This window comes from Burkholderia sp. SIMBA_062 (assembly GCF_046534765.1).
Taxonomy (GTDB): Bacteria; Pseudomonadota; Gammaproteobacteria; order Burkholderiales; family Burkholderiaceae; genus Burkholderia; species Burkholderia ambifaria.
Genome location: NZ_JAWRYD010000006.1, coordinates 73555 through 93301 on the forward strand (window position 1 = coordinate 73555; position 19747 = coordinate 93301).

At 67.2% G+C, this 19747-nt stretch carries 20 protein-coding genes and 1 pseudogene; 5 read left to right on the forward strand and 16 right to left on the reverse strand.

Annotated features, from left to right (window positions below; translation table 11 throughout):
* The 12 genes from cheY to flhD form a co-directional block, all read right to left on the reverse strand.
* Complete coding sequence (gene cheY / locus SB786_RS08310; RefSeq protein ID WP_006754880.1) at positions 1-396, reverse strand: chemotaxis response regulator CheY; 396 nt, start codon at positions 394-396, stop codon at positions 1-3.
* Between the two features lie 67 nt (positions 397-463).
* Entirely contained in the window at positions 464-1555 is a 1092-nt protein-coding gene (locus tag SB786_RS08315) for a chemotaxis response regulator protein-glutamate methylesterase (protein ID WP_006761752.1), read from the reverse strand.
* Positions 1552-2310: a chemoreceptor glutamine deamidase CheD gene (cheD, locus tag SB786_RS08320; protein ID WP_410727065.1), complete on the reverse strand. Its 759-nt coding sequence runs from the start codon at positions 2308-2310 to the stop codon at positions 1552-1554. The genes SB786_RS08315 and cheD overlap by 4 nt, the downstream gene beginning before the upstream one ends.
* Positions 2307-3272, reverse strand: coding sequence for a CheR family methyltransferase (locus SB786_RS08325; RefSeq protein ID WP_410727066.1), 966 nt, complete (start codon positions 3270-3272; stop codon positions 2307-2309). Before SB786_RS08325 ends, cheD begins: the two co-directional genes overlap by 4 nt.
* A 3-nt stretch (positions 3273-3275) precedes the next feature.
* The gene (locus tag SB786_RS08330; protein WP_410727067.1) at positions 3276-5219 is read right to left on the reverse strand and encodes a methyl-accepting chemotaxis protein; all 1944 of its coding nucleotides are present in this window, start codon (positions 5217-5219) and stop codon (positions 3276-3278) included.
* 37 nt (positions 5220-5256) lie between these two features.
* Positions 5257-5772 (reverse strand): chemotaxis protein CheW, encoded by a 516-nt coding sequence (gene cheW / locus SB786_RS08335; RefSeq protein WP_410727068.1) that lies wholly within the window; start codon positions 5770-5772, stop codon positions 5257-5259.
* 48 nt (positions 5773-5820) lie between these two features.
* Positions 5821-8052, reverse strand: a complete 2232-nt coding sequence (gene cheA / locus SB786_RS08340; protein WP_410727069.1) for a chemotaxis protein CheA — start codon at positions 8050-8052, stop codon at positions 5821-5823.
* Between the two features lie 33 nt (positions 8053-8085).
* Positions 8086-8463 carry a response regulator gene (locus SB786_RS08345; RefSeq protein ID WP_006762548.1) on the reverse strand — a complete coding sequence of 126 codons (378 nt, stop codon included), beginning with the start codon at positions 8461-8463 and terminating at the stop codon, positions 8086-8088.
* A gap of 179 nt (positions 8464-8642) precedes the next feature.
* Positions 8643-9662 carry a flagellar motor protein MotB gene (gene motB, locus SB786_RS08350; protein WP_006762547.1) on the reverse strand — a complete coding sequence of 340 codons (1020 nt, stop codon included), beginning with the start codon at positions 9660-9662 and terminating at the stop codon, positions 8643-8645.
* Between the two features lie 13 nt (positions 9663-9675).
* Positions 9676-10536 carry a flagellar motor stator protein MotA gene (gene motA / locus SB786_RS08355; RefSeq protein ID WP_006755770.1) on the reverse strand — a complete coding sequence of 287 codons (861 nt, stop codon included), beginning with the start codon at positions 10534-10536 and terminating at the stop codon, positions 9676-9678.
* A gap of 179 nt (positions 10537-10715) precedes the next feature.
* Positions 10716-11270, reverse strand: a complete 555-nt coding sequence (gene flhC, locus SB786_RS08360; protein WP_006760462.1) for a flagellar transcriptional regulator FlhC — start codon at positions 11268-11270, stop codon at positions 10716-10718.
* A 94-nt stretch (positions 11271-11364) separates the two neighbouring features.
* A complete protein-coding gene (gene flhD / locus SB786_RS08365; protein WP_006751074.1) occupies positions 11365-11685 on the reverse strand; it encodes a flagellar transcriptional regulator FlhD in 321 nt (106 codons plus the stop codon).
* Positions 11686-12351: 666 nt separating this feature from the next.
* Between flhD and SB786_RS08370 the strand changes: the two genes are divergently transcribed.
* On the forward strand, positions 12352-13416 hold the full coding sequence (locus SB786_RS08370; RefSeq protein ID WP_410727070.1) for a glycosyltransferase family 4 protein: 1065 nt from the start codon (positions 12352-12354) through the stop codon (positions 13414-13416).
* Between the two features lie 104 nt (positions 13417-13520).
* Here SB786_RS08370 and SB786_RS08375 read toward each other — a convergent pair whose 3' ends face one another.
* Positions 13521-13817 carry an H-NS histone family protein gene (locus SB786_RS08375; RefSeq protein ID WP_410727190.1) on the reverse strand — a complete coding sequence of 99 codons (297 nt, stop codon included), beginning with the start codon at positions 13815-13817 and terminating at the stop codon, positions 13521-13523.
* A gap of 298 nt (positions 13818-14115) precedes the next feature.
* On the opposite strand from SB786_RS08375, the gene aqpZ reads away from it, so the two are divergent.
* The gene (gene aqpZ, locus SB786_RS08380; protein WP_006760459.1) at positions 14116-14856 is read left to right on the forward strand and encodes an aquaporin Z; all 741 of its coding nucleotides are present in this window, start codon (positions 14116-14118) and stop codon (positions 14854-14856) included.
* Between the two features lie 105 nt (positions 14857-14961).
* On the opposite strand, the gene SB786_RS08385 is transcribed toward aqpZ, so the two are convergent.
* The gene (locus SB786_RS08385) at positions 14962-15795 is read right to left on the reverse strand and encodes a Cof-type HAD-IIB family hydrolase (protein ID WP_410727071.1); all 834 of its coding nucleotides are present in this window, start codon (positions 15793-15795) and stop codon (positions 14962-14964) included.
* A 272-nt stretch (positions 15796-16067) separates the two neighbouring features.
* Positions 16068-16949 (reverse strand): BadF/BadG/BcrA/BcrD ATPase family protein, encoded by an 882-nt coding sequence (locus SB786_RS08390; RefSeq protein WP_410727072.1) that lies wholly within the window; start codon positions 16947-16949, stop codon positions 16068-16070.
* Between the two features lie 141 nt (positions 16950-17090).
* On the opposite strand from SB786_RS08390, the gene SB786_RS08395 reads away from it, so the two are divergent.
* On the forward strand, positions 17091-17696 hold the full coding sequence (locus SB786_RS08395; RefSeq protein ID WP_410727073.1) for a DNA-3-methyladenine glycosylase I: 606 nt from the start codon (positions 17091-17093) through the stop codon (positions 17694-17696).
* Between the two features lie 5 nt (positions 17697-17701).
* A pseudogene (locus tag SB786_RS08400) lies at positions 17702-17914 on the forward strand (hypothetical protein); the annotation flags it as partial.
* 98 nt (positions 17915-18012) lie between these two features.
* Here SB786_RS08400 and rpsU read toward each other — a convergent pair.
* Entirely contained in the window at positions 18013-18225 is a 213-nt protein-coding gene (rpsU, locus tag SB786_RS08405; protein WP_006401410.1) for a 30S ribosomal protein S21, read from the reverse strand.
* A gap of 540 nt (positions 18226-18765) precedes the next feature.
* Between rpsU and SB786_RS08410 the strand changes: the two genes are divergently transcribed.
* Entirely contained in the window at positions 18766-19590 is an 825-nt protein-coding gene (locus tag SB786_RS08410; RefSeq protein ID WP_006760453.1) for a flagellin domain-containing protein, read from the forward strand.
* Positions 19591-19747 lie beyond the last annotated feature (157 nt).

Genomic DNA, 19747 nt, shown 5'->3' on the forward strand with positions numbered 1-19747 from the left:
TCAGCTCCCGGCCTTCGCCATCTTGTCGATGATCTTGTTCAGCTTCTCGTCGAGCGTCGCGGCCGTGAACGGCTTCACGACATAGCCGCTCGCGCCCGCCTGCGCGGCCGCGATGATGTTCTCCTTCTTCGACTCGGCCGTGACCATCAGCACCGGCAGGTGCGTGAGCGTCGCGTCCGCGCGGATCTCCTTCAGCATCGCGAGGCCGTCGAGGTTCGGCATGTTCCAGTCGGAGATCACGAAGTCGAAGCCGCCGCCGCGCAGCCGCGCGAGGCCGGCCGCGCCGTCCTCGGCTTCGTCGACGTTCGTATAGCCCAGTTCCTTGAGCAGGTTGCGGACGATCCGGCGCATCGTCGGGAAATCGTCCACCACCAGGATTTTCATGCTCTTGTCCATCGTCGTTCCTTTGCAGATTCGTTACCGTCAGGGCCCGCGGCAACGCACGTGCCCCGTGACATTTGATTCAGACGCGCTGCACGCGATCGCCCATCGTCGCCAGGCGCGCCATTACACGCCGGCTCATCTCGGCAAGCGAGACGACCTCGTCCGCACCGCCGAGCGCGATCGCCTCGCGCGGCATCCCGAACACGATGCAGCTCGCCTCGTCCTGCGCGAACGTGTGCGCGCCCGCGCGCTTCATGTCCAGCAGGCCGGCCGCGCCGTCGCGGCCCATCCCCGTGAGGATCACGCCGATCGCGTTCTTGCCCGCGTGCTGCGCCGCGGAGCGGAACAGCACGTCGACCGACGGCCGGTGACGGTTCACCGGCGGCTCGTCCGACAACTGCGCGATGTAGTTCGCGCCGCTGCGCGCGAGCAGCAGGTGCGCATGGCCCGGCGCGATGTACGCATGGCCCGGCAGCACGCGTTCGCCGTGCTCGGCTTCCTTCACCGCGATCCGGCACAGGCCGTTCAGCCGCTGCGCGAACGACTTGGTGAAGCCGGGCGGCATGTGCTGCGCGATCAGCACCGCCGGCGCATCCGGCGGCAGCGGCGTCAGCACCTCGCGGATCGCCTCGGTGCCGCCCGTCGACGCACCGATGATGATCAGCTTCTCGGTACTGACGAGCGGGTTGTTGAGCATCGGCGCGGCCGCCTGGCCGCTCGCCGTGGCCGCGGCGGCCTGCGGCTGCGGCGTCTGTCGCACGCGGGCGCGCGATGCCGCGCGGATCTTGTCCGCGAGCTTTTCCGCGTAGTCGAGCATGCCGTCGCGAATCCCGACGCGCGGCTTCGTGACGAAATCCACCGCGCCGAGTTCGAGCGCGCGCAGCGTGATCTCGGAGCCGCGCTCGGTCAGCGACGACACCATCACGACCGGCATCGGCCGCAGGCGCATCAGCTTCTCGAGGAAGTCGAGCCCGTCCATGCGCGGCATTTCGACGTCCAGCGTCAGGACGTCCGGGTTGTGCTGCTTGATGAGATCGCGCGCGACGAGCGGATCGGGCGCGGTCGCGCACACCGTCATGTCGGGCTGGCTGTTGATGATCTCCGTCATCAGGCTGCGGATCAGCGCCGAATCGTCGACGCACAACACTTTGATCTTCTGCACTGCGGTCATGCCTCCTGCTTTCTCGAAAGGTTGGCCGCATACGGGCTGCCGGCGCTCGGGCTACCGGCGTATGGGCTGGCGGCCTTCGTGTTAGTCGTCTGTGCGCCGAACAGCTCGATGCGCGGGCGCGCCGGCGGCGGCGCGGCCGGCCGCTTCGCCGCGAACAGCTCGACGTGCGCGCGCTGCCGGCCGGCCCGCACGCGGTCGGCCTCGCGCGCCAGCGCGGCTTCGCGCTCGGTCACGCCAGGCACCTGCAGCCGCAGCTTCTTCACCATCGCGCGCCCGGTGCGCGGCATGAACGCGACCTTGCGCGGGTGCACGCCCTGCAGATCCTCCGCGGTGATGCGGATGCGTTCGAGCGCGAGATAGCGGCGCACGAAATCCGCGTTGCGATCGCCGATGTTGATCGTCGTCATCCCGGCCAGCACGGCCGCGCCGCCGAACACCTTCGCCTCGAAGCGCTCGCGGCGCCCGCCGGCCTTGATCAGTTCGTTGATCAGCACTTCCATCGCGTACGCGCCGTAACGCATCGAATCCGACGCGGCCGCGCCGGCATCGGCGCCGTCGTCGGGCAGCATGAAGTGATTCATCCCGCCGATGCCCGCGAGCGGGTCGTGCAGGCACGCGGCGACGCACGAGCCGAGCACGGTCATCAGCACCATGTCCTCGGACGTCGTGTAGAACTCGTTCGGCAGCAGCTTCACGCCCGGGCGTTCGAAGTGGTTGTCGAAGTAGCGATTGGTCGCGATCGGCAGGCCGCTCATCCGCGTTCTCCGTAAGCGAGCGCGGCATGCGGCGGCGCTGCCGCGGCCGGCGCCGCGCCGCGCGGGCGCGAGCCTTGCGCGGTATCGCGCGTCAGTTCGTACACCGTCTGCCCGCGCAGCCGGAACGCCTGCGAGACGTACGTGAAATTCTCCGAATGCCCGGCGAACAGCAGCCCGCCCGGCTTCACGAGCGGCTCGAAGCGCGACAGCACCTGCCCTTGCGTCGGCTTGTCGAAATAGATCATCACGTTGCGGCAGAAGATCGCGTCGAACGGCTTCGCGATCCCGTAGTCGGCATCGGTCAGGTTCAGCTGCTCGAAGCGGATCATCGCGCGCAGTTCCGGGCGCACCTTCACGCGGCCGGCCTGCGCGCCGGTGCCCTTCAGGAAGAAGCGCTTGAGCCGCTCCGGGCTCAGGTGCTTCACCTGGTCGTACGTATAGATGCCGGCCTCGGCCTTCGCGAGCACCTGCGTGTCGAGGTCGGTCGCGAGGATCGACGCGCCGCGCGCGGCCGATTCGCCGAGCGCCTCGATGAGCGTGATCGCGATCGAATAAGGTTCCTCGCCGGTCGATGCCGCCGAACACCACACCGACACGGGCGCCGCACGCCCCTTCACGAAGTCGGCCAGGATCGGGAAATGGTGCGACTCGCGGAAGAACGCGGTCAGGTTCGTCGTCAGCGCGTTGGTGAACGCCTCCCACTCGAGCGGATCGTCCTCCCGCTCGAGCAGGTCGAGGTAGTCGCGGAACGTGTCGAGGCCGCGTGCGCGCAGCCGGCGTGCCAGCCGGCTGTACGCCATGTCGCGCTTGTGCTCGGACAGCGAGATGCCTGCGCGTTGATGGATCAGCGCGCGGATGCGTGCGAAATCCGCGCCGGTAAACGCGAAGTCGCGCCCCGGCTCGCCCGCGCGGGGCGAGGTATCCGGTGCATCGGGTCGAAACGGTGCGCGCGCGGACGGCATGGCTTAGAAGGTCTCCCAATCGTCGTCGGAGGCGCCGGCCGCGGCCAGCGCCGGCTTCTCGCCGTTCAGCGCCGGGCGCACCAGTGCGGGCTTGTCCGCCGGCTTCGGGGCTGCCGCGGCCGCCTTCGCGAGACGCGGGCCGTAGCCGCCAGCGGCCGGCGCTTCCTTCGATGCGCGCGCGGCGGAATCCGACGTGGGCTTCGCCGCGTGGCGCGTCGCCGGCGCCGCGGCATGCGGCGCGGGCGCCGCGCGGCGGGCCGGCTGGGCGGCGGCCTGCGGTGCATGCGATGCGTGCGCGGCCGGCGCGGCTTCGTGACGGCTCTCCGACGACGCCGGGGCCGGGGCATGGGCGGCCGGGCGCGCGGCGCCGCGCACCGGCGCGATCGCGATGCCGCCCGCGACGCGCCAGCCCGACACGATCGCCTTCATCTGGCGCGTCTGCTCCTCGAGCGACGCGGCCGCCGCCGCGGCCTGCTCGACAAGCGCCGCGTTCTGCTGCGTGACCGAGTCCATCTGGCCGACCGCGCGATTGACCTGCTCGATGCCGGTCGACTGCTCGTCCGACGCGGCGCTGATCTCGCCCATGATGTCGGTCACGCGACGCACGGCCTGCACGATCTCGTCCATCGTCGAACCGGCCCGCGCGACGAGCGCCGACCCGCTTTCGACCTTCCCGGCCGAATCGCCGATCAGCTGCTTGATTTCCTTCGCGGCGCTCGCGCTGCGCTGGGCCAGCGAGCGCACTTCACCCGCGACCACCGCGAAGCCGCGGCCCTGCTCGCCCGCGCGCGCGGCCTCGACCGCCGCGTTCAGCGCGAGGATGTTGGTCTGGAACGCGATGCCTTCGATCGTGCCGATGATGTCGACGACCTTGCCCGAGCTCGCCGCGATGTCCTGCATCGTCGACACGACCTGGCCGACGACGTCGCCGCCCTGCGTCGCGATGTCGGACGCGTTCACCGCGAGCTGGCTCGCCTGGCGCGCGTTCTCCGCGTTCTGGCGCACGGTGCCCGTCAGCTGCTCCATGCTCGATGCGGTTTCCTGCAGCGACGCGGCCTGCTCCTCGGTGCGCTGCGACAGGTCGGTGTTGCCGGTCGAGATCTCGCGCGCGCCGACGTCGATCGACTCGGTGCCGCGATGCACGGCCTGCACCATCGTCGTCACGGCGTCCTGCATCCGCTTGATGCCGCCGAACAGGCGGCCGATCTCATTGGTGCTGGACACGTTCACCGGCTGCGTGAGGTCGCCGCCGGCGATGCGCTCGAAGTGCGCGATCGCGTCCTCGAGCGGATTGATGATCAGCCCGCGCAGCGCGAAGCGGATCGCGATCACGACGACGAATGCGATCGCGACGCCGGCCGCGATCAGGCCGATCATCATCGAGATCCGCGACTGCGTCGCGGCCTGGCGGTCTTCCGCGCGCTTCTGCAGCGACGCGATCACGGCCGCCGCCGCCTGGTCGTAGGCGACGAACATCGGGCTGATCTTGGTGTCGGCGACCGCGTGATAGGCCGCCATGTCGCCCGCGCGCGCGGCCGCGAATTCCGGCTCGACGCCTTCCTTCACGATCGTCGCGTAGCGCGCGGCGAGATCGTCGACGAGCGCCTGCTCGATGCCGAGCTTCGGCGTCGACTGGAACGCCTGCCAGTTCTGGCTCGACTTCGTATACAGCTCCTGCGCGCGCTCGAGCACCTTGCTCGCGTCGGCCGTGTTGCCGGCCTCGGTCAGCGAGCGGAAGCGATCGAGCGACACGCGTGAGCGCAGCAGGTACGACGACGTGTCGTCGAGCGTGTGGATCGCCGGCAGATCGACGTGCGCGATCTCGTCGAGCGAACGGCTCGCGTGATCGAGCGCGTAAAGGCCGAGGCCGCCGACCGCGGCGGCCAGGCCCACGAGGATGAGTCCGACCGCCGTGAGCGTCGTGCGGATCGACCAGTTATGCAACATTGCAGATTCTCCCGAAATTGCTGCGTGCGCGGCGCACTTATCCGCCGAGCGTCTCGATCAGCGCCATTTCCCGGCTCGACATCAGCTTCTCGATGTCCATCAGGATCAGCATGCGGCCGTCGACGGTGCCGAGGCCCGTCAGGTACTCGGTCGTCAGCGTCGCGCCGAACTCCGGCGCCGGCATGATCTGGTCCGTCTGCAGCGTCAGCACGTCCGACACGCCGTCGACCACCATCCCGACCACGCGGTTCGACACGTTCAGGATGATCACGACGGTCTGGTGGTCGTACTCGACGCGGCCAAGATGGAACTTGATCCGCATGTCGACGATCGGCACGATGATGCCGCGCAGGTTGATCACGCCCTTGATGAAGTCCGGGGCGTTCGCGATGCGCGTGACGCTGTCGTAGCCGCGGATTTCCTGCACCTTCAGGATGTCGATCCCGTATTCCTCGTCGCCGAGCGTGAAGACGAGGAATTCCTGCCCCGTCGCATCGCCATGCTCGGCGGCGCGGCGGCTGGTAGCCGCGTTCGCCGCGGCCGGATTGATCATTTGGACTTCAGCAGACACGTGTGCCCCCAATCGGTTGAATGGCGAGAGTCAGAAGATCGCGAGCTCGGCGCCGACTCGGGCGCCGTGCATCGCACGGGTTTCGCGGTTCAGCGCCGCGACGTCGACGATCAGCGCGACACTGCCGTCGCCGAGGATGGTCGCCGCCGAGATGCCGTGCACCTTGCGGTAGTTGGTTTCGAGGTTCTTCACGACCACCTGCTGCTGGCCGACCAGCTCGTCGATCAGCATCGCGAAGCGGCGCCCCTCGGTTTCCATGATCGTGACGATGCCCTGGGTCGGATCGGTGCGCGCGTCCTCGACCGAGAACACCTCGTGCAGCGCGACGAGCGGCAGGTATTCGCCGCGCACGCGCACCACGCGCTCGCCGTTGCCGACCGTGTAGATATCGTCGTTCGACGGCTGCAGCGACTCCATCACGAAGTTCAGCGGCAGGATGAAGATCTCGCTGCCGACCTTCACCGACATTCCGTCGAGGATCGCGAGCGTGAGCGGCAGCACGATCCGCGTGGTCGTGCCGCGGCCGGCCTGCGACGAGATCTCGACATGGCCGCCCATCGACTGGATGTTGCGCTTCACGACGTCCATCCCGACGCCGCGGCCCGACACGTCGGTCACGGTCTCGGCGGTCGAGAAGCCCGGCGCGAAGATCAGCTGCCAGACTTCGTCGTCGCTGATGTTGTCGGACACCTGCATGCCCTGCTTCGCCGCCTTCGCGAGGATCCGCTCGCGGTTCAGGCCCCCGCCGTCGTCGCTGACCTCGATCACGATGTTGCCGCCGTGATGCGCGGCCGACAGCACGAGCTGGCCGACCGCGTCCTTGCCGGCGGCGACGCGCTTGTCGACGGTTTCGATCCCGTGATCGAGGCTGTTGCGCACGAGGTGCGTGAGCGGGTCGATGATCCGCTCGATCAGGCTCTTGTCGAGCTCGGTCGCCTGGCCGAACGTGACGAGCTCGACCTGCTTGCCGAGCTTGCCGGCGAGGTCGCGCACGAGCCGCGGGAAGCGGCTGAACACGTAGTCCATCGGCATCATGCGGATCGACATCACCGCTTCCTGCAGGTCGCGCGCGTTGCGCTCGAGCTGCGCCATCCCGTTGAACAGGCGGTCGTGCAGCGCCGGATCGAACGCGCTCGCGGTTTCCGCGAGCATCGCCTGCGTGATCACGAGCTCGCCGACCAGGTTGATCAGCTGGTCGACCTTCTCGACGCCGACCCGGATCGAGCTGCCTTCGGCGCCCGATGCGGCGGCAGCCGGGCGCGGACGCTTGTCGTCGTGGTGCGCGGCGGCCGGCGCCGCAGGTTCGGCGTGCGGCTGCTGTGCCGGTTGCGGCGCCGGTTGCGCGGCGGCGCTCGGCTGGGCCTGCGGCGCCGCGGCGGCCGGTGCACCGGCGGCTTGCGCGAATACCTCGACCCGCGCGGCCGGCTCCGGCGCGGCGGCCGGTTCGGCTACCGGTTCGGCGGCCGGCGTGGCGGCAGGCGCCGCCGCGGCTGCCGGCGCGGTGCCGCGCGCGATGCGGATCTGGCTGTCGTCGATCACGAAGCAGCACACGGCGACGATGTCGTCGGACGTCACGTCCGATTCGAGCCACAGCGTGAGGTCGGCGCCCGCTTCCTCGCGGCCGACGATCCGGCCGAGATTGCCGAGTTCCTCGGTGAGCAGCGCCTGGTCCTTCGGGTCGACACCGACCAGCGTGATCTTCAGGTGCGGGCCGTCCGCGCCGACGTCGGCCGCCGGATGGGCGGCGGCGACGGCCTGTTCGACCACGTGATCGGGCGCGCCGTTGCTGCCGGCGGCCGGTGCCGGCGACGGTGCAGCCGCCACGGCAGGCGCGGCCGGCGCAACGTCGGCGGCCGCGGGCGCATCCGCGCCGCTCTCGGCCTTCAGGCGTTCGAGCTTCGCGCAGATCGTCGCGGCGGCCGCCGCGTCCGGTTCCGCGCTCGCGCGATAGTCGACCAGCTGGTCGGACAGCACGTCCTTGGTCTCGAGGAACGCGTCGACCATTTCCTTGGTCAGCGTCAACTCATGGTTGCGTGCGCGGTCGAGCAGCGACTCGAGGATGTGGGTCGTCTCGGTCAGCGCGGAAAAGCCGAACGTCGCCGCGCCGCCCTTGATGGAGTGCGCGGCGCGGAAGATCGCGGCCAGGTCCTCGGGGTCGGGCGAGCCGACGTCGAGGTTCAGCAGCAGCTGCTCCATCTGCGCGAGCAGCTCGTCGGCTTCGTCGAAAAAGGTCTGGTAGAACTGCGTGATGTCGAGAGTCATGCCCGGTCACCGGTTGTATTCGTCGCGTTCATGTCAGGAGGCGGTCTGCTCGGACAGCGTCGCGACCAGCTCGACCAGCACGGCCGGGTCGATCGGCTTTTCGATCCAGCCGGTCGCGCCCGCTTCGCGCGCGGCGCCCTTGAATGCATCGCTGCCTTCGGTCGTCAGCACGAGGATCGGCGTGTCCGCGTACGCGCTCAGCTTGCGCAGCGCGGCGATCACCTCGAGCCCGCTCCTGCGCGGCATGTTCTGGTCGGTCAGCACCAGGTCGTACGGCACGGTGGCCGCCAGGTCGAAGCCGGCTTCGCCGTCCGGCGCCACCGTCACGTCGTAGCCGGCCTGCGCGAGCGTCGCCTGCAGCAGCGCACGCATGGTCGCGGAGTCGTCGATCGCGAGAATGGTCCGGATCATGTCAGCCTCCGCGGAGCCGCCCCGACGGCGCAGCAGGGAATGCGCGAAGCATCGCTTCGCGCCTGCGCGGCCGGCCGGCTTTGCAGAGCCGGCCGTGGGCGGCTGAGCGCCCCCTCGGGGGGCAGCGAACAAAGTGAGCGTGTCGATCGTTTCATGCGTGTCTCAGAATCGGGGAAACGTCAGGGTTTCGGCGCCACGGCGACGGCGCTCGCGAGCGCCGGTCGCGCCGCCGGCGTCGGGCCGCCGAGCTGCTGGGCCAGCAGCTTCGAGCCCGCCGCGTCGGCCGACAGCGTCGTGGTCGTCGCGTCGTCGCGCATCAGCGCGTCTTCGGATTTGCGATTCAGCACGATCACGCTGATCCGGCGGTTTTCCGGATCGAGCGGATCGGCCTTGTTCAGGTTCTGCGTCGATGCGAGGCCGAGCACGCGCAGCACCTTCGCCTCGTCCATGCCGCCCGAGATCAGCTCGCGGCGCGACGCGTTCGCGCGGTCGGCCGACAGCTCCCAGTTGCTGTAGCCGCCTTCCCCGCCCGCGTACGGCACCGCGTCGGTGTGGCCCTGGACGATGATCCGGTTCGGCACGTCGTTCAGCGTCTTGCCGATCTCGCGCAGGATGTCGCGCATGTACGGCTCGACGTGGTCGCTCGACATCGCGAACATCGGCCGCTTCTGCGAATCGACGATCTCGATGCGCAGCCCCATCAGCGTCGAATCGATGCGGATCTGCTGCTTGAACTGGCGCAGCGTCGGGTTCGCCTCGATCGCCGCCATCAGCTTGATCTGCAGGTCGTGCAGGCGTGTTTGTTCGAGCCGGTCCTGCGCGCCTTGCGCCTGCGAGCGCGAATTCTGGTCGCCCGCTTTCGCGACACGGTCGGCCAGCGACGTCGTGCCGTCGGTGCGGCGCAGCGTGCCGGCGTCGGCGCTCGACAGGTCGCGGCCGCCGCCGTTGATGATGCTGGAGTCCTGCGAGCTGCGATCGCCGCTGCCGAACAGCGCGGCCTTCAGCGGCGTGTTGAAGTACTCGGCGATCCCCTTCAGCTGCACCGGCGTGACCGAACTCAGCAGCCACATCAGCAGGAAGAACGCCATCATCGCGGTCATGAAGTCCGCATACGCGAGTTTCCATGCGCCGCCGTGATGGCCCTTCTTCTGCGGGGCCACCCGTTTCACGACGATCGCGCGATCCTTGCCATTGCTCATCGAACGCTCCGCGTCACTTTGCCTTCACGCGGCGCACGTGCTCTTCGAGCTCCGTGAACGACGGACGCTCGGTCGAGAACAGCACCTTGCGGCCAAACTCCACCGCAATCGCCGGCGCATAGCCGTTCAGGCTCGCGAGGATCGTCACCTTGATGCACTGGAACATCTTGGTGGACTCGGCGACGCGCTGCTCCGCGAGGCTCGCGAGCGGCCCGATCAGCCCGTACGACAGCAGAATCCCGAGGAACGTGCCGACCAGCGCCTGCGCGATCATCGCGCCGAGCACCGCGGGCGGCTTGTCGGCCGACGCCATCGTGTGCACGACGCCCATCACGGCCGCGACGATCCCGAATGCCGGCATCGCGTCGCCGACGCGCATCAGCGCGTGCGCGGGGCCTTCGCCTTCCGTGTGGTGCGTCTCGATCTCCTCGTCCATCAGGCTCTCGATCTCGAACGCGTTCATGTTGCCGCCCACCATCAGGCGCAGGTAGTCGGTCAGGAATTCGACGATGTGGCGATCGGCGAGGATCTTCGGGTATTGCGTGAAGATCGGGCTCTTGTCCGGATCGTCGATGTCGGCTTCGAGCGTCAGCGTGCCTTCCTTGCGCGCCTTCGCGAGCAGCACGTAGAGGAGCGCCATCAGCTCCATATAGACATCCTTCGTGTACTTCGAGCCCTTGAAGAGCGTCGGCAGCACGCGCAGCGTCGCCTTGATGGTCTTCATGCCGTTGCCGAGGATGAACGCGCCGACGCCCGCGCCGGTGATCATCAGGATCTCGAGCGGCTGGACCAATGCGCCCAGATGCCCGCCTGCCAGCGCATAACCGCCGAAGACGGACAACAGCGTCACGAGTGTTCCCACGATAATCAGCACTGCCTGTCCCTCACGAAAGAACCGGCGGGGAGACCGCCGTTAATCAGGTTTACGGCAGTCGGCAGGAAAACTTTCGCGGCAGCGCCGCGGCGGCGCGGCGGTGTTTACCAGCAAGCCCCGGCCGGTTCGCGCGGCGCGCGGCAGCCGTCCGGCTCCCGTTCGGCCCCGCCCGGCGCCGTTCAGGCCGCGGCGGCAGCCAGTTCGGCGCGCGCGGCGGCGGCCTTGCGGGTCTTGCCGGCGCGCGACGGCGGCTGGCACAGGCCGCACACGAAACCTTGATGCGGATCATGCGCATGCGCGACGAAGTGGCCGCCGCAGCGCGAGCACGGGGTCATCTGCAGCATCCCCGAGTCGAAGAAGCGCACGAGCGTCCACGCGCGCGTGAGACTCAGCGCGGCTTCGTCGCCTGACAGGTTCACGTGTTCCAGGTAGAGCCGGTACGCCTTCACGATCGACTGGATCGGATCGCAGCGGCCGTGGTCCTGCATGAACCGGTAGATGTTGTAGAACAGCGACGAGTGGATGTTCGGCTGCCACGTCATGAACCAGTCGGTCGAGAACGGCAGCATCCCCTTCGGCGGCGACACGCCCTTCAGCTCCTTGTACAGCTTGATCAGGCGATCGCGCGACAGGCTCGTCTCCGCCTCCAGCAGCTGCAGGCGGGCGCCCAGTTCGATCAGTTCGATGGCGAGGGTGATTTCCTTCACCTCGATCACGACGCTTTTGCTTGCCATGGTGAATAACTGTCCGCGTGACGTTGTTCGGATGAGGGGCCAATACGCCGCCCGCCGGCGCGGCGCGCCAGGACGAACGCAGGCGAAAAAAGGATCAGCGGACGCTTTCGACCGGCTGGCCGGCCATCAGGATGGCCGAGTGCGCGTGCGTGACGACGTCGCTGCGACCCTTGTCGGCGAGCGACGACAGCAACGCGTGATCGTCGAAGCGGAAACGGCACAGGATCTGGTTCGACGCGGCGAGCTTCACGGTCTGGGCGAGCGTGAGGTTCGCGAGTACGTCGGCCAGTTCCTGGGAAACGCCCATGCGGAACATGCCCATCGCTTTGTCTTCCCGCAGCAGGCGTTGCGCGAGGAGGAGGTACGACAGGTTGACCTCTTTGATCTCACTGAGCATTTCACTGGTGGCGCTCATGATTCCCCCGTTAAGAGCTTTGCTGTTGGCCTTCGTGTTATGAAAACGTTTGCTCGGTCGGGCCCTATTGGCCTCCGCCGGCACGTTTATCAGTCTTACAGGGCGAATTTTGGCCAAACGCCATTTATGTCGGTATCAGCGAAGTGGCGTATGCCGCGCAGGATTTGTCTGTAAACCGTGTAGGAATTTTTCTGACAAGGCGAATTGAAAGGGGACAAAAGGGGGGGCAAATCGGGGCGCGAATTCGTCGGCGATACGGGGCCGCATGGGACGAATCCGGCTGGAGGCCGTCCGGCAAGGCTGCCGGCGTGTGAATCGGTAAAAATTATAGTGGTTTTTCACGATAGCGCAACAATAGTTGCGTCTGTCTCGCATCATGTTTCCGGACCCTTTTTATCGGGGTTTTCTCGTATTTCACGGTGTAACAAGCCTTAAGTGTTTGAAAAAACACTCGAACCCCCTCAAGCCGATATCGATAATGGACTCAAATGGGCGGCGGCGTGAGGCGCACCGTCCCGCCCCGCAGCTTGCCGCCCGGCGTCCGGCGCACCGCGCCCCGGAGCCGGCCACGTACCGCCCAAAGCGTGCGTCGGCGAGTTCCGCAACCTTGTATCGGACCGGCATGCGCACTCGAGCGCCCACGCCGGTCGACACCGGAGAACGCCAATGCGTATTGCCCAGATCGCGCCCCTTTACGAAGCTGTCCCGCCGAAACTCTACGGCGGCACCGAGCGTGTCGTGTCCTACCTCACCGAGGCGCTCGTCGAGCTCGGCCACGATGTGACGCTGTTCGCCAGCGGCGACTCCGTCACGTCGGCGCGTCTCGAGGCGGCATGGCCGCGCGCCCTGCGGCTCGACCCGTCGATCCGCGATTCGATGGCGCCCCATATGCGCCTGATCGAGCAGGTCGCCCGTGTCGCGCACGAATTCGACGTGCTGCACTTTCACCTCGACTACCTGCCGTTCTCGCTGATGTCGCGCCTCGACACGCCTTACGTGACGACGCTGCACGGCCGCCTCGACCTGCCGGAGCTGCAGCCGGTGTTCGACGCGTTCCCGAATTCGCCGGTCGTCTCGATCTCGAACTCGCAGCGCAAGCCGCTGCCGCAGGCCGCTTGGGCCGGCACCGTGTATCACGGGCTGCCCGACACGCTGCTTGCGCCGCAACCGGACGTGAAGCCCGAATACCTCGCGTTCCTCGGCCGGATCTGTCCCGAAAAGCGGGTCGACACCGCAATCCGGATCGCCGCGAAAAGCGGGCTGCCGCTGAAGATCGCCGCGAAGGTCGACAAGGCCGACGCCGACTACTTCAAGGAAGTGATCGAGCCGCTGCTCGGCGAAGCGCATGTCGAATTCATCGGCGAGATCAACGAGGCGCAGAAGCCGGCGTTCCTGTCCGGCGCGAAGGCGCTGCTGTTCCCGATCGACTGGCCGGAGCCGTTCGGCCTGGTGATGATCGAGGCGATGGCCTGCGGCACGCCGGTCGTCGCGTTCAACCGCGGCTCGGTGCCGGAAGTGATCGAGGACGGCGTGACAGGCTTCATCGTCGAGGACGTGCAGGGCGCCGTCGGGGCGCTGCACCGGATCGACAGCCTGTCGCGCGACGCGATTCGCGCGCGCTTCGATACGCGTTTCAGCTCGAAAGCGATGGCGCGACGTTACGTCGAAACCTACGAATCGCTTTGCACGGCGGCAAAACGGCCGACCTTGCGCCAGGTCGCGGGCGCCTGACGGCCGCGAAATTCGTCAGGAAATATTCCGTAAAATTCGCGTCGAAATCGGCGCGGAAAACCCCAAGAGCCGCATCGTCGATGCGGCTCTTTCTTTTTGCGCGGTCATTCGATCAGGAAACGATCGCGGTTTTTCCCGACGATCCAATTCGGCGGCTTGCCGCGGCCGCTCCAGGTTGCACCCGACTTCGGATCGCGGTACTTCGGCGGCAGCGGCGCCTTTTTCGGTGGACGGCCGCGCCGCGCGCGCTCCACGAAGCCCAGATCCTGGGCCGTGAGGCCATATTCGGCAATCATTCGCTGGACTTCGGCGATCACCGTCTCCACTTCCTGACGGCGCACGTCATCCGCCTGAGCCTGCAGATCGGCGATCTGCGCCTTGAGTTTCGCGTATTGAGACATTTTTCGACTCCCTTTTTCCATGATGCGGCTCCGGCGAGTCCGGCCGGAACACCAACACCGGTTACGTCGTCCGCACTGCCGCCCTGCTCTTCAAAATTAATGCTGCCATCTTTAACCGATTCGGCTATATGGAGAATGCGGACTTATTCTAATAAAGGCCATTCGCCAGCATTCAAATTTAACAATCGTTGACCCTCTTGTACCCGATTCATTTCCTATAATCCAGACCAATTCCGGACGGCGGAATAAATCATCCGCCCGGCCGTTTGTCTTCAACCCACTTGAACGAGATCCCTACATGAATCTTTCTCAGCGCCTGGCTGCAGAGGCATTCGGCACGTTCTGGCTGGTGCTCGGCGGGTGCGGAAGCGCCGTGCTGGCCGCCGCCTTTCCGGGCCTCGGCATCGGCTTTGCCGGCGTCGCACTTGCATTCGGCCTGACCGTGCTGACGATGGCATTCGCGATCGGCCATATTTCGGGTTGCCATTTGAATCCGGCCGTGAGTGTCGGCCTGACGGTCGCCGGCCGCTTCCCGGCGCGCGATCTCGCGCCGTACATCGTCGCGCAGGTGGTCGGCGCGACGCTCGGTGCATTCGTGCTGTACCTGATCGCGACCGGCAAGCCGGGCTTCGACCTCGTCGGCGGCGGCTTTGCGACGAACGGCTTCGGCGAGCGTTCGCCCGGCCACTACTCGCTCGGCGCGGCGTTCATCTGCGAAGTCGTGATGACGGGCTTCTTCCTGTTCGTGATTCTCGGCGCCACCGACAAGCGCGCGCCGGCCGGCTTCGCGCCGATCGCGATCGGCCTGTGCCTGACGTTGATCCACCTGATCTCGATCCCGGTCACCAACACGTCGGTGAACCCGGCCCGCTCGACCGGCCCCGCGCTGTTCGTGGGCGGCGAGGCGATCGGCCAGCTGTGGCTGTTCTGGATCGCGCCGATCATCGGTGCGGCCATCGCCGGGATCATCTATCCGCTGGTCGCGGGGCGCGACGACGCCGTCGGCCTGCTGCCCGCATCCGCTCGCACAAGCGAATAAAACACTACGGGGTTACGCGAGCAGAACAGCGAGCCTCACGCTGTCGAACAACATCGAGGCAGGTAATTTGAACGGGCGCCGCTGGCGCCCGTTTTTCATTTGCGCTCAGGAAGCGACGACGCCGTCGAGGGTGTCCTGGAGCGAGAACAGCGTGCGCAGGTGGCGGGCGACGCCCGCGTCGAAGTTGTTGCCGATCCGCGGGATGTGCGGCAGCTGCGCGACCAAGTCGGGATTCGCGTTGTTCATCATGAACGCGTGACCGGCCGTTTCGAGCAGGTCGATGTCGTTCATGTTGTCGCCGAACGCGATGCAGTGGCCGGCATCGACGCCGAGCCGCGCGAGCACCGCGCGCAGCGCGCGGCCCTTCGACACGTTCGCGGTCATCACTTCGAGGCAGTCGGGCAGCGAGTACGTGACGTACAGCGCATCGCCGAACTGCGCGCGCATTTGCTCGGCGACCACCGCCAGATCGGCCGGCTCGCCGATGTACAGCACCTTCGCGATGTCCGCGCCGTCGTGCGCGGCCATGTCGATCACGTCGTACCGGAAACCCGAATCCTGGTGGAATTCGAGCAGGTGCGGCGCTTCGCGGTCGATCAGCCAGCCTCGGTCGGTGAACAGATTGACGATCACGCGCCCGTGCGCGCCGGTCACGCCCGGCTGCACGAGGCCGCGGACGATCGCGGGATCGATGTCCTGCGCATGGATCGCCGTATCGTCCGGCGCATGCACGCGCGCACCGTTCGACGTGATCAGGTACGGCCGGATGCCGAGCACGTCGCGGATGCCGGCGACGTCCGCGTAGTGGCGCCCCGTGGCGATCACGAACTGCAGGCCGTCGCGGTCGAGCCGGCGGACGGTCTCGATCGTGTACGGATCGAGCTGGTGGTCGCTGTTCAGCAGGGTGCCGTCGAGATCGGTGGCGATGACTTTGTACATGGGAACGGGGAAATGGCGCGCAGGATGCTGCGGAACCGCCATTTTAACGTCGTGCCCGGTGGGGCGTCGGGCGGTTGGGGAACGGGGGCTGGGGCGAGGTGGCGGGTTCAAGCCGTTCAGCCTTCGGCGCGTTGCTGGTTTGGACTGGCCAGCTTGCTCGGTCTCTGTTCAGTCCGCTCAGTTCGCTCGGTCCGCGTTATCCGCTCAACTTGCCCGACCTGTTCTACCCGGCCAGCTCAGCCCTCGCACCGCGCCCGGCCCCCTCAAACCACTCACCCCGCTTCAGCCGCCCGCAACGCCTGCAGCGCGAGCCGCAACGCGCCGTGTGCGGAATCGTCGAGCGGCGCGCGCAGCCGCGCCGCGTGACGTGCCGGTACGGCCGGTGCAAGCGCGTCGGCCAACCCGCCGCACAGCGCGACCGGCAGCGCCTGCTGCGGATCGAGCGCGTCGATCATCTTGGCGATCTCGTCGCCGGCCTGCGCGATCAGCGCGGCCGCATACGGATGGGTGCGGTGCGCGAGCACGATCGGTGCGAGGCGCGCATAGATCGTCTGGTTCGCGTCGCACGACCACTGGACGAGTGCGTCTCGATCGTGCGCACCCGTCTCCGCGAGCAGCGCGCCGGCGAATGCATCGCGCGGCGCGCGGCCGTCGAGCGCCTGCTGGGCGTACGCCAGCGCGCGCAGCCCGAGCCACGCACCGCTCGCCTCGTCGCCGGACGGAAAGCCGAAACCGCCCGCGATGCGGCAGTCGCCCGCCGCGTCGAGCGCCGCCGCGATGCTGCCCGTGCCGAGTGCGACGATGAGCCCGGGCGCACCGCCGTGCGCGCCGACGACGGTCGTGTAGGCGTCGCTCTCGATCGCAAGCGCGCCGAGCGGCGCCTGCGCGCGGAACGCGGCGAGCCACGCGGCATTGTTGACGCCCGCCAGCCCGCAGCCGAGCGCGCACTGCGCCCAGTCGAACGCGAGCCCCGCCCGCGTGAACGCGTCGGCACAGGCCGCGCCGATCGACGCCCACGCCCGCTCGATGCCGAGGCCGAGGCCCGACGGGCCGCCGCGCCCCTGCGCGAGCTCGCGCCCGTGCCGGTCGGCCAGCACCGCGCGGGTGCCGGTGCCGCCGCCGTCGATGCCGATCGCAAAAAGTAATGCCGTCATGCGTTGATCCTGCTGATTCGAACAGGCGCCAAGCTTAACCGGATCGGCGCCGTGCGCCCATCTGCCGTTCGGCCAGCTATGCCGTGAATGGGCCTTCCGCTATGCTGGCACGATCGAATCGACACTGGAACGAGGCGGATGATGTCGCAGCGGTGCAACTGGGTAAAGACGGAAGCGGATGCTCACTATCACGATACCGAGTGGGGCGTGCCGTCACATGACGATCGCCACCTGTTCGAGATGCTGATTCTGGAAGGCGCGCAGGCGGGGCTGTCGTGGTCGACGATCCTGAACAAACGCGCCGGCTATCGCGAGGCGTTCGCCGACTTCGATGTCGACGCCGTCGCGCGCTTCACGCCGAAGCACATCGAGAAGCTGCTCGAGAATCCCGGCATCGTGCGCAATCGCGCGAAGGTCCAATCCGCGGTGACCAATGCACTGGCCGTGCAGCGCATTCGCGACGAACACGGGTCGCTCGCGCACTTCCTGTGGTCGTTCGTCGATCACATGCCGGTGCAGAACGCATGGCGGTCGTATCGGGACGCGCCCGCGTCGACCGCCCAGTCGGACGCGCTCAGCAAGGCGCTGAAGGCGTACGGCTGCAAATTCGTCGGCTCGACGATCTGCTATGCGCTGATGCAGGCAACCGGGATGGTCAACGATCACGAGGCCGGCTGCCCGTGTCACGCCAAATGCGCGGCCCTCGGCGGCAAGCAGCAGCCGGCACGGCACCGCAAGGCAGGCTGACGGCGACGCAGCCGCTGCGCGCGGCCGGCGGGAGCTCGCCGCACCGGGCTTCCTGGTCGTCTGATGCCGGCGCGCGCTACCTGACGCGCGTCGGCCTCCACGATGTGACGCCGCGCGCATCGCTCGACAACCCGCTGAACCGCCGCTATCGGGAAAACCAGTACGCCGATTACGTGAAGCCGGGCCACCCGCGCGCGATGAGCCCGAGCGCGAAGGTCCAGTCCCGCAGCCCATTTTCCATCCCCAAAAAGCAAAACGGCGGAGCGGCTTCTTTCGAAGCACGCTCCGCCGTTTCGCGGCGAACCGACAGACGCTCTTAGTGGAGCTTCTTCGGCAGCATCTGGCTGCGCAGGCGCTTGTGCAGGCGCTTGACGGCTGCTGCCTTCTTGCGCTTACGGACTGCGGTCGGCTTTTCGTAGGACTGGCGTTCGCGCAGTTCAGCGATCAGGCCATTTTTTTCGATAGCACGGCGAAAGCGGCGAATCGCCACTTCGAACGGCTCGTTTTCTTTCAGAAGAATCGTCGTCATGTCGTTCCTAAATTGCTTAAACGGTCAAAAACGTAGCGGCCAAGCGCCACGCACCGGCCATCCGGGCGTCCCCACAACAGGCGAAACGAGCGGAAATACGGCCTCGGAGGCCGGAAAAGAGAGGCGGAAAGCACCGCGGGTACGCTTCACAAGCCACGTGCAGCGCCGCGTTTGACTGCCAGCAAGAATGCCGAGGCGGCACAGGCTTGACAGAAAATCTCAATTCAGCCCGCCATCATATCAGGAAATCACAGACAAAACCATCCTTTTGTCGATCCCGGTTGGCCCTCCGACGCGGCGCGGCCACACAAGCCGCCCACGAGGCCGGCGCGCGGCCCGGCCGAAATCGCTGCCGGCCACGCCGGACGCGGATTTCGCGGCGGCGCGACCCTTCGGTCCCGAATTTCCTCGAACATCCCTCTAAAGTTTTCGCCGGGTGCCGCCGTCAACCAGGAAAGGCGGGCAGCGCCACTCGCGATAAAGCGCAACGCCGAAAACGACCCTGTCTGTACTCAGGCATTTTCCAAAAAGAGGAAGCAAATGCTGAACATCAATACCAACATCCTTTCGCTGACGACGCAGACGAATCTGTCGGGCTCGCAAAGCGCACTGTCGCAAGCGATCAACCGCCTGTCGTCGGGCAAGCGCGTGAACACGGCAGCCGACGACGCGGCAGGCCTCGCGATCTCGACGACGCAAACGTCTGCGATCAACGCGCTGACGCAAGGCGTCTCGAACGCGAACAACGGTATCTCGATGATCCAGACCGCAGCCGGCGCGCTGCAGTCGACCGTCGACAACCTGCAGCGTATCCGTACGCTGGCAGTCGAATCCGGCGACGGCTCGCTGGACTCGAACGCACGTGCAAACCTGCAAGCTGAAGTCACGACGCGTCTGGGCGAAATCGACCGCGTGGCAACGCAAACGACGTTCAACGGCCAGACCATCCTGAGCAACGCCGGCAACGTCACGTTCCAGGTCGGCGCATCGGCGAACCAGACCGTTGCCGTCAACTTCGGCGCGACCGTGTGGACGAGCACGGGCGCAGGCCTGAGCCTGAGCGGCCTGACGGTCAGCGACCAGACGAGCGCACAGTCGGCGATCACGGCAATCGACACGGCACTGAAGAACGTCAACACGTTCCAGGCAACGCTGGGTGCAGCACAGAACACGTTCCAGGCTGCAATCACGACGACGCAAACGCAGGCAACCAACATGAGCGCAGCGCGTTCGCAGATCACCGACGCGGACTTCGCGACGGAAACGGCGAACCTGAGCAAGGCGCAAGTGCTGCAGCAAGCCGGCATCTCGGTGCTCGCGCAAGCGAACTCGCTGCCGCAGCAGGTCCTGAAGCTCCTGCAGTAATCGGGAACATCCGCGCCGGGCTCGCCGCCCGCGCGCACGGCGTCGTCCGCGTTGCGGCGCGCGACGGCGCCGGTTCGGTACACCGGACCCGACACTCCAGGGAGGCTTGCCTCCCTGCTTGCATTGAAATCGAAGCACGGCGACCCGCCGGAACGCG